This is a genomic window from Virgibacillus phasianinus (assembly GCF_002216775.1).
Lineage (GTDB): Bacteria > Bacillota > Bacilli > Bacillales > Amphibacillaceae > Virgibacillus_F > Virgibacillus_F phasianinus.
The window spans coordinates 3,474,776-3,489,901 of the sequence record NZ_CP022315.1; the positions used below are offsets into that span (position 1 = coordinate 3,474,776).

Genomic DNA, 15,126 nt, shown 5'->3' on the forward strand with positions numbered 1-15,126 from the left:
CGGGCTGAAATTAGGTCCGGTTTTTCTTTTAATTACGCCCTCTTTTTCATCAACCATAAGAAATAAGGTGCACCAATGATTGCTACGATTATTCCGGATGGGATTTCATTTGGTGCCAACAAAGTTCGGCTAAGTACGTCTGCAACCAATAGCAACAATCCCCCGATTAAAATCGTAACAAGTAATAATCGTCGATTGGACGGACCGACCAGGAGCCGTGCTACATGTGGAGCAATTAATCCAATAAAGCCGATTGCACCAACGGCAGCCACACTTAGCGCAGCCAAAACTGTTGCCAAAAATGCTAATTGAAACCGGGATGACATTACCCGCAAGCCAAGGCCCTTTGCTGTGTCGTCGCCCAAGGACAATGTATCCAGCACGGAAATTCGCCATGCTAATATAGGAAAAATAATCACAATTGGCCAGATCAAATAATAGATAAACTCGTGCCAGCCCTTCGCATACGTAGTTCCGGATAACCACGTTAATGCCCCGGCTACCCCAAGGTCCGATTGAACAACAAGAATTTGTATAATGGCTGAACCAAAGGCAGAGATACCGATTCCAAGTAAAGCCAATATCGTTGGTTGAAACTTAGCCCGGATGGCGAGAAGCATAACTGCCAAGAAAAATACAAATGAACCGATCATCGCGCCAATTGGAATCCATATTGCTGATACCCCAAACACAAACATCGTTAACAATGCCCCGACTCCGGCTCCCGAGGTGATTCCAATTACCGATGGGTCCGCCAATGGATTTCGAAGCACCCCTTGGAAAATCAATCCGCTCACTGCTAGGACCATACCACTTGTCAGTGCTACCATAGCTCGGGGCAGTCGTAAGTCCAGAACTAAGTTTTTCATAAATTCATTTGAATCGCCAAAAAATGCTTGAAAAATCAACACGGGTTCAAACCCATAATTTCCTGATGCCAGATTAGCAAACAACACTAGGATAATTAATCCAATCAGAGTTGGAATAATTATCTTTAATGGCATTGCCACTGTTGTTTTACCAGCAATTACAGAAGTATTTTCCTCCCCATAATGGTTGCGTTTCATCCGTAACACGAGCCAGATTAACCACGGTGCCCCGATTAATGCAGTAATTGCACCTACCGGCAATTCGGAAAACGATGGATCAATAACTCTTGCCAGGATATCGGCCAAAAGCAGCACATTCCCGCCCCAAATGAAGGAAGCAATTACTAGGGGGACATGCTTCCGATAACCTATAAGTTTAATAATATGCGGTGCCACGAGCCCGACAAATCCGATCGGTCCAACTACACTGACTGTCACAGACGTAAGCATTACTGCTGCTATGATTGAAATAAATTTGACAGTACCAACGTTCTGTCCAAGGGCAATCGCTACATCATCGCCAAGCTTTAACGTATCAAGTTTAAATGACATCACAAGTATAACTAGGAAGCCGATAATCACAAATGGATAGGAAAACTGAACTCCGCTCCAATCATTTTGGATCAATGTTCCCGATCCCCATAGGAACAGGCCAGCCGTCTCATTTTCATAAAATATTTGCAGCACACTTGTCAAGGATGAGAATAAAAACGTTACAATCATTCCTGCCAATACCATGCGTACTGGCGTTGCCTTATTTCCGCCAGATAGAATGAACACGATCAAAAATGTGATAATCCCGCCCAGAAAAGCAACTACAATACCGTTTCCCAAAAGTGCAATAGGGAAAAATACAGTACTTGCCACTACGGCAAAATAGGTACCTGAATGGATACCCAACGTGCTAGCTGAAGATAGCGGGTTCTTTGTTACTGTCTGCAATACAACACCGGCCACGGCAAGCGCTCCCCCAGCAAGTATCCCCATCATCGCCCTTGGCAACCGGAGAATCCTTACTGTATGGTGCGCTAATGTATCTTCCGGCTGAAAGATAGCATCAACCACAGTTGTAATTGGAATTGATACATTGCCCTGATTAATATGTATAAACGTAAAAAGGAATAAAAGCGCGGTTCCACCACCAAAGGTAAGAACCGCTATTATTGAATTTTTAAAAGAAGTACCCATACGATTACTCTTCTACCAAGGCATCAACTAACTGTTCCGTCAATACATGTGCAGATAATATCCCGCCAAATGTCCATGTATCTCCAGGTAGTTGATGCGTGTTGCCATTTTTGACAAAACTTAGGTTTTCCCATACTGGATTACCTTTTAACTGATTTTCAAAAATATTGTCATCGTTCTGAACAATATACAGGAATTGAAGATTTTCTTTTTGAAAGTTTTGTAGGGCTTCCACCGTTACTTCACTATAGCCATATGGTTCCACTTTATCCGATTCATAGGCATTTTCAAGGCTAAGGTCGGACATGATTTGTGAGACAATGGAATTATTTGTGAACAGTCGTAAAGTTGGTGTATTCTGTGCGGAAAATGCTTGCGTCGCAATATATTTAGACCCTTCTAATCCAGCATCCTTTATACGATTCTTTTGATCTTCAATGAATTCTTCCAAATCAGTAATAGCAAGGTTTGCTTTTTCTGTTTTATCAACGATTGTTGCAACCTTTTTGAATTCCTCTTTCATGTTCTTATATTGATTTTTCGTTGCTTCTTCTGAATATGGCGCAAACGTAACAACTGGTGCAATGTCCTTCAGACTATCCAGAATATCTTCATGTCGATATTTAACGGCGATAATGAGATCAGGTTTTAATCTGGAAATTGCCTCCAGGTTTGGCTCTTGACGAGTACCAACATCCTTCACACTTTTTGTCAGCTTTTTATCCACATTGACCCATTTATTATACCCATCTAAATCGGCCACCCCGATTGGCTGAACACCCAGGGCTAACAAATCTTCAGCATATGACCATTCAAGAACAACAATGTTTTTCGGAGTACTTTTAAGGGTTTGCGTGCCCATTGCATCTTCTATCTTGATTTCCCGATCGGTCGTATTTTTATCTTTCGTCTTTTTCTCCTCTTCGCTTGGTTCGTTGCATGCAGCCAACAATGATAGAAATAAGATACAGACCACAATCAGTATTTTTTTCATATTGAATACCTCCTTCTGATTATTAAAATCTATGTACCGAAAAAAGCCCGGATAATTGATAAAGATTATCATTATCAATAAAAATACTATCCCATCACCTATCCATTGTCAACAACATATTTGACTTTACTAAAAAACATACACGGCCCTTTACATTTAAGCCATGTATGTTCATATTAATTTAAGCTGTTATCTAAAAAGATTGCCGCAAAATCTATAAACTTGGAGGATCGCCACTCGCCCACGGAAAGCGCTGGTTTTTTCCGCAGCGCTGGATTAACACTCATATAAAGTTACGTCACAGTTTATATCAACTGTGGTGATATTAAACTAGGCGAAAAACGTGTTAATTTATATATATAATAAATGCAATGATGGCTAAAATGATTGTTACGATATATATAGATGATAGTAGTGGCACATTAGATTTTAACGATGATGTTTCATATTCATGGGAACGGCGTAATTCATCTGCCGTTGTGTCGCCTTCTGCTTCATATTTTTTCATTTTTCTTTCCTCTTGTTTAAAAGCAAAGATCGTTCCAGCTAAAGCAGCAACAAACAAAAAGGATAATAATATCCAAATACCTGTAGTCATGAATATCCCCCCTTACCAATATAATATATACTCTTATTATCGCTTATTTATCAAACAATATCTGTGACAGAAACCGCAATTTTACAACTGCAATTTAAACATATATTGAGCTGAAAAGAGTACTAAAAATCCCTAAAGGAAATGGAAATTACCTTTAGGGATTTTATCAATATTAGTTGGTCATTAACGGAAATCGCGACTGTTTTCCATTGTACGAGTTGCCACTACATACCCAACTAAGGAAGCTATAGTAACTAATAGATAGCAAAATACACTCTTATTCAACAACGTTCCCTCCTCTTCTGGAGATCTTTATTGATTACCTTAACCAATTAAAATGGACGAAGCTTTCCTTTTTTAAGGATTAGTCTCGGTCCGCCAAGTAAGAAAAGATAACGGTTATCGATTACCTTTTTCATTGCAGAAGCGGATTTACCATATAGTTTAGTACCTGAGAATACAGTTCCCATTGCATCTGCATTACCTAGTGATGCTACTGTGCCTTTATCATCAAAAACAAATGACTCTAATGCTCCGCCTTGAAGCAATGCTTTAATATTTGATGCACAGGTATCCGCATGCTGCATAGCAGCCTGAGCTGTTGGAGGGAATGGACGTCCTTCTTCTTTGTTCATAACCCACGCACAGTCACCAATGATGAAAATGTCTTCTTCACCAGGAGCACGTAAATCTTCATTTACAGTAACTTTTCCTTTAGTAATTTCAAATCCAGATTTACTTAGGATGGAGTTACCTGTTACACCGCCAGTCCATACGATTGTACCAGCTTTAACCTCTTCCCCATCATTGATTACAAAACTATTCTTTTTGCATTCTTGAATTTTAGCACCAATTCTAAATTCTACTCCACGGTCTTCCAATGATTTCTTTGCATAAGCAACAAGCACTTCATTGAATCCTGGTAGAATGCTTGGTGCAGCCTCCACATTGATAATCTTAGGAATACTTGGGTCTATGTCATATTTTTTGCAAAGCTTTGGAACCTGTTCAGCTAATTCACCAACAAACTCAATTCCAGTGAATCCGCCCCCGCCAACAAGAATTGTTAAATCTTCTTTTTTAGCTTTAGGATCTAATGTATATTTAGCAAATTGATATTCAATATGCTCACTAATTAAACGGCTTGTTTCAATATCCTGGATAGAGAATGCATTTTTTTCCATTCCTTTGATTCCGAACGTATTTGTTTCAAAACCAAGGGAAATAACTAAATAATCATAGGATATTTCACTGTTTTCAAGTAACACACGTTTTTCATCTTTTTTCACTTCAACAACTGAATCGTAAATCAAACGAACACGGTTTGGATTGAAGACATCACTGATCATCATCCGCGCTTGGTTTTGATTTCTTGTTCCAGCTGCGATTTCGTGTAACCAGGTTGTTTGATAGTGGTAATTGTGTTTATTAACGAGCACAATCTCCGCTTCCTCTGCACCCAGCTTTTGAGTTAAGCGTTTGGTTGTCATCATTCCGGCATAACCTGCTCCCAGAATGACGATTCTTGGTTTATTCGTATTCACGTAACATCCACCTTTCTTTTACCATTAATTAAGAAGATATTGACTTTCATAATTATTGCTTATGTACTATCATTCAATACTTCAAAAATATTTTTGATATCATATCTATAATAGCAAACTTTTATTTAATAGGCTAATATTCACATGGGATTTTTTGATTATCTAACATTTTTACGTTATTTTAGTGTTACGAGAAATGAGGTGCAAGATGGAAAAATTAACGATAAAAGCAGATGATCCAGCAGTTTTAGAACTTTGTGAGGCAGATCCGTTGATGAAAGAATTGGTAGCCTGCATCGGTAATGTCGAATTTACGCTAAGACCGGACTATTTTTTATCATTGGTCAGATCCATTATCGGCCAACAAATATCTGTTCAGGCGGCTGCCGCTATATTTATGCGCCTGGAAACACTTTTAGAGCAACAGGTTACAGCGGGAGGAATATTAGGAAAGTCGGACGAAGAGCTTCGTAATGTTGGATTGTCCAAACGAAAAGTTGTTTATATAAAAGATTTAAGCGAAAAGGTTGTTCAAGGTGTGATTGACTTAAGTGGACTGGATGACCTTGATAATGCTGCTATTATTAAACTATTAACTAGTATTAAAGGAATTGGTAAATGGACAGCGGAGATGTTTTTGATTTTTTCCTTAGGGCGGATGAATGTCTTAGCGCTTGATGATATAGGGATCCAGCGGGGTGCCAAATGGCTCTATCAAGTTGACCAATCGGAACGGCGAGCTGTTTTGGTAGAAAAGGCTGCCTTGTGGGATCCACATTTCACCATTGCATCCATCTATTTATGGGAAGTTGTTCACCTGGATTTAATGTCCAACTATGATTCAATTGAGGATATGTAGGGTGGTACGCGTTCTGCACCACCCCAATCTGGTTATACCGGCCGTACAGTTATTTCATTTACATTCACGTAGTCTGGTTGGGTAACAGCATACACTACTGCCTTCGCAATATCGCTTGGTGCTAATGGTTTGCGATCACTCGGTTTGGAGGCAATTGCTGTATCCACCTGACCTGGTGAAATATTTGTAACACGCACGCCAGTCCTGGCCAGCTCTTTTTCTAGGCTCATGGATAAAGCACGAACCGCAAATTTGGTTGCACTGTAAACAGCACTCACCTTATTTACTTCATGCCCTGAGACAGATGCAATATTCACAATGTGACCTGAAGAACGTTCTAGCATGCCTGGCAATGCCGAATTAATCCCATATAAAACACCTTTAATATTCGTATCAATCATTTGATCCCAGTTGTCAGTTTGCCCATCTTGGATACGTGATCCAAGAACAGCTCCGGCATTATTGACATAGAAATCGATTTGGCCAAATTCTTTCATTGCTTCAGATGCCAATTTATCAACATCTGATTTTTTTGCCATATCTGTCACAACAGCAATCACGTTCCCGCTAATCTTTGTAGCAACAGCATCCAATCTGTCTTTCCCCCGGGCAGCCAGCACCAAGTTTGCACCTTCATCAGCAAGTTGTTCCGCAACAGCAGCGCCAATACCGCTGCTGGCCCCAGTTACAATAGCCGTTTTCCCTGTTAATTTCCCCATATAATTACCACTCCTTTTCTATTAAGTCTATCATGAAATCATTGCATACAATAAAAATTCAATTAGTATTCCATCTTGTTTTATTTAAAACGTTTTCAAAAGTATGGTATAATTTTGATAATTCGTAAAAGAAAACTATGTCTTATCTTTAAGAGGTGGATTAGAATGGTAAGTACAACAATACGTGTGGTTAATGACCAGGGAATAGATGTGCAACAAGATGGCAAAGAAATTGGTGAAATCATCGTAAAAGGTCCGGGAGTTATCGGCAGTGATGATGAGTGGCTGCATACAGGTGATAAAGGCACAATAGATGGAAAGGGACACGTGACCATTGTCGATCGCAAGAAGGATATTCTGTTAAATGGCAAGGATGCTATTTCATCAATCGAAGTGGAACGTGTATTCCATGACCATCCTGCAATTCAAGAAGCAGCTATCATTGTAACGCCACATAAAGAACTAGGAGAAGTTCTTCATGCAATAGTCGTATTAAAGGAGGCACATCTCTTAACAATGGAAGAATTATTTCAATATGCAAAAGAAAACCTGGAAGAGGTAAAACGTCCAAACGAAATTACATTTATTGATGAGTTGCCAAAAACGCCAAGTGGTAAAATACAAAAGCTGCATTTAAAAGAACTTATATAGTGTGGGAAAGCTCAGGGCGCCCCGTTTAGCAGCTGGCTAGACAAATTTTCGTATATATTTTAAGCATAAGAAAAGCATTGCTTCGGGCAATGCTTTTCTTATACTCTGTTATAAAAATTTCATTACTTATTTGATACGGTCCGATTATAATGTTTCTTCCGTTGATATGTTGACAGAACTACACCACCAACAATTAACAACGATCCAAAAATCTCAATTCCAGTAACCGGTTTGAACAAGATAACCAGACCCACAATCATCGCAACAAACGGTTCTAAGTTCGATAACATGGATGCCTTTGATGCATCAACATGCCGAATATTATTATTCCATATCAGAGTGGCTATCCCGTGAACGACAATCGCTGTTCCGATTAATAAAGCCCAATCAGCGGCATCATTACTTATGCGAATTGGGTTATCTATCGTAAACGCAAATGGTACAGCAACAATAAATCCCACTAAATTCGAATAAAGTGTAATCGTAAGTGGATCAATTCGATTGGAAAGTAACCGCGTGATAATAATCATAATAGCAAATGAAATCATGGTAACCACAATCCAAAGCAGTCCCTTTTCAACATGGATAGATGAGAAACTTCCCTTTGTAACAACAAAGAAGATCCCAATAATTGCTACGATAGACCCCATTACCATACGAATCGTAATCTTTTCCTTTAAAAAAATTGCAGCCAAAAAACCGGTTAAAATAGGTGTTGTCGCCAATATTAATGCGGATACTGTTGTATCAGCGGTTTGCAGCCCAATAAAAAAGGTCCATTGATTGATATAGACACCAACAATACCTAAGAAAATGATTGCCAGCAAATCCGTTATTTTCAAACAGATGAAATGTTTTTTATAAATAGAAATTCCCAATAAAAATAGTACAATAAATAATAAACGCAACATGGTTAACATTGTTGAGGAAAATTCCTGAACCAATAATTTCCCGAAAATGAAATTACTCCCCCACATAACAATGCAGAATGTTAACCAAGCATAAGCCTTAAGCATATAACCCTGTCCCTTTCCTTCTACTCGATTTAATAAGTTCAACTATACCCTAATTTTGCGTTGAATTGAAACAAAGGGAGTTACACCTACACCGAAATTTTTACTATTAATCGACAATCATGGTAATCGCCTGCTTTAGTTCTGTTGTTGGCTTGTTACATGCAAAATTTTCACAAACATAAATGGTGGTTTTTCCTTCGACTTTTCGGTATTCATGCGTAAATGGAGCAATCTTACCCAGTGCTGCGGAAGATTCACCTACAAGTATAGCTGTACTCGGCAAGAAACTCCTATTTAATTTTTCTATCAAATCCTGCCTCGTTTTATCGGTTTGATCGCCAATTATGACAACTTCCTTTGTTGGAAATTCTGTAAGTAGAATGCTTTGCATGAAAAAAGTACTCCCATTCGCATAGGGCTCTACATCATCTTTGAAGGTATAGTACATCTCATCTACCCTATCAAGGTAAGCTGTTTCACCGGTTAAATGGCCAAGGCGAGTAAGCATCACTGCTGCTACACTGTTTCCGGATGGAATTGCAGCATCATACACTTCCTTGCCCCGCATGATTAACTCCTCGCTATCACTTCCATAAAAGAAAAATCCCCCATCCTGCTTGTCCCAAAATAGGTCAAACATATCATCCGCAGTTTTGTTTGCATTTTTTAAATAGGATGACTCATAGGTTGTCTCATACAGTTCAACATAGGCCCATAGCAAAAAGGCGTAATCATCAATATATCCTTTATGCTTCACGTCACCATCCAGGTATCTGGCCATAACACGATCATGTACGATTAAATTTTCCTCCAGAAAATCTAATGCCTTTTTGGCGGTATCCACATAGGATTGCCTGCCAAATACTTTACCTGCTTTAGCAAGTGCTGCAATCATCAAAGCGTTCCAGGATGTTAACATTTTATCATCGACATGCGGATAAACTCTTTCTGATCTTGCCTTCAGTAATTGTTTTCGTCCGGATCCTAGTTTCTTGTATAACAATTCATCATTAAGATTGTAATCCTTCTTTATTGCCGTAAGATCCGTATCAATTTGGTTTGGTATATTCATTCCCTCAAAATTACCCTTTTCTGTAATGCCATATACATCACAATAAAGCTGTCCAAGTTCAGAATCCAGAATTCCTATAATCTCTTCTTTCTCCCAGATATAATACTTTCCTTCGACACCTTCAGAGTCTGCATCAATAGCCGAATAAAACACACCTTCAGCATTTATCATTTCCCGGGTGATAAATCCAATGATTTCTTCTCCTATCTCCTGATAATACGAATCTCCAGTCAACTGATAGCATTCCGTATAGGCCATTAATAGCAGCGCATTATCATAAAGCATTTTCTCAAAGTGTGGGACAAGCCATTCATCGTCGGTAGAGTAACGGGAAAATCCAAATCCAACATGGTCATAAATTCCACCCTTGGCCATTGCCTTCAGCGTCACCTCAGCCATTTCCAAAGCTGCGTCATTACCTGTTGTATTATAATAGCGCATCAAGAAAAGCAGATTATGTGGTGCCGGGAATTTCGGTGCTCCACCAAACCCACCATGCTTTCGATCAAATAATTTCTCAAGCAGATGAAAGGCTTTATCCGCTACATCTTTCGTTAACCGTTGCTCGCTCTTTTGAGTTGCTGTTTGCTGCAGGGCCTGTGTCACACTTTTCGTAACCTCAGAGATATGGTCAGGATCCTCTGTGAACTTACGATACAGCTGCGTGATCACTTCAATAAACCCAGGCATTCCATACCTACTTTCTTTTGGAAAATATGTACCCGCATAAAACGGAATTTTCTCTGGGGTCATAAATATACTAAGCGGCCATCCACCTTGGCCAGTCATCATCTGACATACCTTCATATATACAGCATCAATGTCAGGTCGCTCTTCCCGATCAACCTTAATAGAAACAAATCGCTCATTAAGCAGTTTAGCTACCTCTACGTCCTCGAATGATTCGTGGGCGAAAACATGACACCAATGGCAAGCACTATAGCCGACCGAAAGAAATATTGGTTTATTCTCTTGTTTCGCCTTGTTAAAAGCCTCATCCCCCCAAGGGTACCAATCTACTGGGTTTTCAGCATGTTGCAAAAGGTATGGACTTTTTTCATTAGCTAATTTATTCACTATCTCACCTCATTTATATATCCGAAAATCATTTGCTCTTTTTTTCCACTGGATCGTTTTGTATTCGTTTCCCATAGTTTTTCCTATTTGGGTATGTTTAGTCCTTATCTTAAGGATAGCAGGTGAAAAAATAAAGACAACCAGATGCGGTTGTCTTATCTAAGGAAACTACTTCTTAAATTCCATCCTCCAGCTGTAGTAATCATTTGTTGGATTCTTTTCATACCGTAAATACGCATTGAATTTGTTTCCTTTTTTGCTTGCCAGGCCTTTTACATATGCTGTCCCATTGTTTAATAAGGATTTCACCATTGTTTTGGTTGGCTTTTTTTTCATGGTAGCGAGGTATTTATCATTTTTCCAAATAACAAATTTGCATCCGCTTTTCCAGTTACTGCATCCAAATCCCTTTTTTCCCTCGATAATATTTCCTCCGCACTGCGGGCATTTCCCAAGCGGTTCTTTTGAAATTTTAGCAGATGTAATTTGGTTTATAATTCCTGCTTGATCAGCTTTAATTGTTTCAACCGACTTTTGGGTGAAGTTATATACAACACTTAGAAATTCCTCTTTTGTTACAGAACCTTTTTCAATATCTGATAGGGTCTTCTCCAAACGGCCGGTAAACTCAAGATCAAATAGTTCGAGGACTGGAAAAGTTTCTACCAATTTGTTACCAAGATCTGTACATACCAGATTTTTACTGTGGGAAGTGATATAACCAATATCCTTCAATTTCTTGATTGTTTCCGCCCTAGTTGCAGGTGTTCCAATACTGAATCCGGTCAATATCCCACCCATTATTTCTTCTACTTCATCTTCTTTCATGCTCTTCCCACATGTCTCCATTACCCGCAGCAATGTTTTCTCCGTATGATTCTTTGGAGGTTTTGTTACATGGGAGGAAACCTTAGAATCTATTACATGTACAAGATCATTTTTTTGGACTATAGGTAAAAGCGTATCCTTGGATTGGATTTTTTCAACCTTTTTCCAGCCTTCAACAAGCTGTACCTTACCTTTAGAGTAAAATAATCCTGTAGCCTCCACGTTCGCCACTTTGGTAACTAGTTTCGTCTCCTCATAAATGGCAACTGGCATAAACTGCATGATAAACCGGTTTTTAATTGCCGTATAAACCAGCTCCTGCTCCCCTGTCAATCTTGAGGGTTTCATGTATGTTGGAATAATGGCGCTGTGGCTTTCAACCTTGGCACTATTGAATACACGTTTTGATTTCATGAATTTAATTTCATCTTGATATGGCAGATTTTCCGAAAGTTTTTTTAATACATTCGCTGCTTTCCCTACTAAACTTTCATCGAGTGCTGTACTTGATGTACGCGGATACGTGATATACTTTTTCTCATATAATGACTGAGCAACTTTCAACACCTTGTCAGAAGTCCAGCCATTATATTTATTTGTGATGAACCCCTGTAAATTAGAAAGATTAAACAGAAATGGAGGAAATTCTTTCTTCTTCTCCACCTGTTTGTCGATAATTGTTGCTGGTTTACCTGAAAGTTGTTCTTTAATCGTCTCTAACGTTGGTTTTTCTTTGAATTTTTCTTTTTTCCCTTCCATATATGTACCCTGATATTCTTGTTGTTCTTCCGTTTGAAAGGTTGCGGTTAATTTGAAGTAGTCTTCGGGGACAAACTTTTCTATTTCCTTATCTCGGTCATAAATAATTTTTAACGTTGGCAATAGAACCCTGCCGATATTCAACGCCTTTCCACTACCCTTTTGATATTTCAATGTAGCAACAGACGTCAAGTTAATCCCCAGCACCCAATCAGCCCATTGCCTGCTGATACCTGCATCTTGCAATGACTGCATCGCCTGGTTTGGCTTCATTTGTTCCAATCCTCTGCGTACCTCATCTGGAGTCCATTCATTAATTAACAGCCGATAGACGGGCTTATTCGGTTTGAGGTTATTTATGATGCTATCCCCTATTACCTGTCCTTCCCGATCAAAATCACAAGCAGAAATAATTAATTCCACATCAGTTCTTCGCATCAAATACTGTATAATTTTCAACTGTTTCCTTGCTCCACCATCGGCCTGGTCCCGATTGCGCGGATTACTTTTTACTTTGTAATTGAATTTTTCCGGGATGAACGGAAAGTTGTCCAGCTTCCACCTAGCCATTTTACTATCATAATCTTTTGCATCATAGAGTTGCAGAAGATGACCGAAAGCCCAGGTAATAAGGTAACCATTACCTTCAAAATAACCGTCTTTCTTATTTTTTATTTTCAGTGCGTCCGCAATGTTTTTCGCCACGGATGGTTTTTCGGCTAATATTAGTCTCATATTTTTCACCTGATTCGGAGTGTTTTTTTCCAGTATATCACAATATAGCCTCGAACAGGAACGGATGTTCTAAGTATTTTTTAATTTTTAGTTGCCCCTTTTTAGGCTCAACACATTGATTTGCGGTGGATTAAATAGGCGGAACTTTAAAAAAGAGATTGCATCACTGCTTCCTAAGCCAGTGCTTACATATTGTTTCAGAACTTTATATTCCCACAGACCTTTCACCCGATCCTGAGGTGGGAAAAAACCACCATTGTCATACCAGGCTTCTGGCACAAAAAGGGCTCCAATTAAAGGAAGGCGAATTTGCCCCCCGTGGTAATGTCCCGCCATTAATAAATCATAATCCGGCATTTCCAAATTGGGTGAGTCTAAAATATGATCAATTCGCGGATCCACAACAGGATAATGATTAAGTGCAATAAGTGTATCAGCTTCCTCTATATTTTTTAATTCCTGCATTAGTTCTTTTTGATAGGACAGGTACTGTCTATTTGCTGCATAAGATGGTTTTGGGATTCCATTTGGTATCCCCACATTTCCTATTGATAGCTCAAAGTTTACAAAACGAAGGCTTTTGCCATCTACTGAAATAGTATCAAAATTCTCTAGGAACGTAACTCCTCTTTTTTCCATTCCTTGAATAAACTCACTTTTTTCAACAGTTTGGTTCACTTGATAACTTTCTGGGTCAGCGTTTCCAGGTACGTACCATGCATGCTCTTTATTATTAATGCCATCTATAAGTGTATAAAAGTATTTATAATTTGTACTTTCAACCCCATCCAGCATATCCCCGGTAAAGACAATTGCATCATAATTAATCGAGTTAATCGCATCTATTAAACTCTTTTGATTTTTACCAAATACCTTTTCGTGTAGGTCGGTAATTTGTAGAATTTCAAAGCCTTCAAATTGTTCAGGCAGATCATCTATTGTTATTTCTTGCCTCGCTATGGTAATCCGATTATTGTCCCAATATGTATAAACTGCCAAGACAACAACTATAATTAGAAGACCTATCAAAAGCTTACCTCCTACTTTTTTCAATGGTAATCGCTCTCCCTTTTAATGCAGTAAACTCAAATGCTAATAAGTTTTGATTTCAACTACCTGTTTCGGAAAATTAAGTTATTTTTTCCTTCCTAACCGTATACTCAGCAGGAACTGGTATAGTTTTATTTTCTATTATTGCTATTACAGGCTTGTAGATAAGATTAATTATAAAGGATGTTATTAAACAAAGTGTAAGTAGCCATAAATAAATTAGAACTGGATACTTAGGTGCAAAGATTAATTCCGGAAAGAAGGATATATAAAAAAACATATGCGTTAACCAAATATTTGTGGAATGGTTTCCAAAGAAGGTAAAGATTTTTTGTGTAAACCCCTTCTTGTCCGTTAGGCTAAAGAAACAAATAAATAGAACCGCTGTAAACGGAGCGACTATCATAGACTCATAAAGTCCATGTATTATTACCAACATGATCATACTGAAAACACACCACATATTTTTAAAACTTATAGTGTTAAATCTGTTGTAGAGTTTCGAATAAATCTTCTCTTTTGCAAAAATGATGCCTATTACAAATGCAAATTGTGATGTGCCGAATAAGACAATAGCGTTCACTACCATAATTAAAATTGTATTATCTCCCAAATCAATTACTTGTTTTATTCTTTGTATATAGGTCACCAAATAGATAAATCCCGAAACCATTAATACAACAATCGAGTGATTTCTCTTCACCCATTTAATGATGGAAGCAGCTAATAGAACTATAATGACATACGTTTGTAGGTACCACCATGCTCCGTTATATGAATTAGAGAGTAATGAAAAATTAAGCAAAAAGTCTTTAATCCCTCCCGGAAATGCTTCCATTTTTCCGGTTAAGAATCCAATACCAATAAACATAAAAAGAATAATCCAGAAATTAATAAGCAGTTTTAAAATTCTTTTGCTGTTCTTTCTTGGATTGTTTCCTTTGGCAAAGCTAATAGAAAGACCATAACCACTTGCAAACAAGTAGATAGGGACACAAGCATCTCCAAATAAACCGATATAATAAATAAGTGGTACTCCATTGATCATAGGAAAGGTTTCGTATAATCCATTTACCTCTTTCCTAGTAAATAAATGAAGTGAAACCATAAACAAAATAGCTACCCCCTGAAGCATTTTCATATCCCTTTTTGAGAATTCCATGGCTT

Annotated in this window: 12 protein-coding genes; 2 read left to right on the top strand and 10 right to left on the bottom strand. The window is 38.4% G+C overall.

What is annotated here, in order from left to right; translation table 11 throughout:
- Positions 1–32: 32 nt before the first annotated feature.
- The 4 genes from CFK37_RS16790 to CFK37_RS16805 form a co-directional block, all read right to left on the bottom strand.
- Positions 33–2,057, bottom strand: a complete 2,025-nt coding sequence (locus CFK37_RS16790; protein WP_089062954.1) for an iron ABC transporter permease — start codon at positions 2,055–2,057, stop codon at positions 33–35.
- Positions 2,058–2,061: 4 nt separating this feature from the next.
- Positions 2,062–3,051: an ABC transporter substrate-binding protein gene (locus tag CFK37_RS16795; RefSeq protein ID WP_089062955.1), complete on the bottom strand. Its 990-nt coding sequence runs from the start codon at positions 3,049–3,051 to the stop codon at positions 2,062–2,064.
- 346 nt (positions 3,052–3,397) lie between these two features.
- Positions 3,398–3,649, bottom strand: coding sequence for a hypothetical protein (locus CFK37_RS16800; RefSeq protein ID WP_089062956.1), 252 nt, complete (start codon positions 3,647–3,649; stop codon positions 3,398–3,400).
- 332 nt (positions 3,650–3,981) lie between these two features.
- On the bottom strand, positions 3,982–5,193 hold the full coding sequence (locus tag CFK37_RS16805) for an NAD(P)/FAD-dependent oxidoreductase (protein WP_089062957.1): 1,212 nt from the start codon (positions 5,191–5,193) through the stop codon (positions 3,982–3,984).
- A gap of 208 nt (positions 5,194–5,401) precedes the next feature.
- On the opposite strand from CFK37_RS16805, the gene CFK37_RS16810 reads away from it, so the two are divergent.
- On the top strand, positions 5,402–6,052 hold the full coding sequence (locus CFK37_RS16810; protein ID WP_157724874.1) for a DNA-3-methyladenine glycosylase family protein: 651 nt from the start codon (positions 5,402–5,404) through the stop codon (positions 6,050–6,052).
- Between the two features lie 32 nt (positions 6,053–6,084).
- Here the strand turns inward: CFK37_RS16810 and CFK37_RS16815 are convergent, their stop codons facing one another.
- Entirely contained in the window at positions 6,085–6,771 is a 687-nt protein-coding gene (locus CFK37_RS16815) for an SDR family oxidoreductase (protein WP_089062959.1), read from the bottom strand.
- A gap of 165 nt (positions 6,772–6,936) precedes the next feature.
- Here CFK37_RS16815 and CFK37_RS16820 point away from each other — a divergent pair, with 165 nt between their 5' ends.
- Entirely contained in the window at positions 6,937–7,422 is a 486-nt protein-coding gene (locus tag CFK37_RS16820) for a class I adenylate-forming enzyme family protein (RefSeq protein WP_089062960.1), read from the top strand.
- Positions 7,423–7,544: 122 nt separating this feature from the next.
- On the opposite strand, the gene CFK37_RS16825 is transcribed toward CFK37_RS16820, so the two are convergent.
- The 5 genes from CFK37_RS16825 to CFK37_RS16845 all read right to left on the bottom strand — a co-directional run bounded on the left by CFK37_RS16825 (position 7,545) and on the right by CFK37_RS16845 (position 15,121).
- On the bottom strand, positions 7,545–8,438 hold the full coding sequence (locus CFK37_RS16825; RefSeq protein WP_089062961.1) for a DMT family transporter: 894 nt from the start codon (positions 8,436–8,438) through the stop codon (positions 7,545–7,547).
- Between the two features lie 106 nt (positions 8,439–8,544).
- Positions 8,545–10,587 carry a thioredoxin domain-containing protein gene (locus CFK37_RS16830; RefSeq protein WP_245837244.1) on the bottom strand — a complete coding sequence of 681 codons (2,043 nt, stop codon included), beginning with the start codon at positions 10,585–10,587 and terminating at the stop codon, positions 8,545–8,547.
- Positions 10,588–10,755: 168 nt separating this feature from the next.
- Positions 10,756–12,909, bottom strand: a complete 2,154-nt coding sequence (locus CFK37_RS16835) for a type IA DNA topoisomerase (RefSeq protein ID WP_089062963.1) — start codon at positions 12,907–12,909, stop codon at positions 10,756–10,758.
- Between the two features lie 87 nt (positions 12,910–12,996).
- A complete protein-coding gene (locus tag CFK37_RS16840; protein WP_157724875.1) occupies positions 12,997–13,938 on the bottom strand; it encodes a metallophosphoesterase in 942 nt (313 codons plus the stop codon).
- Between the two features lie 100 nt (positions 13,939–14,038).
- A complete protein-coding gene (locus tag CFK37_RS16845; protein WP_089062965.1) occupies positions 14,039–15,121 on the bottom strand; it encodes an acyltransferase family protein in 1,083 nt (360 codons plus the stop codon).
- Positions 15,122–15,126: the final 5 nt, after the last annotated feature.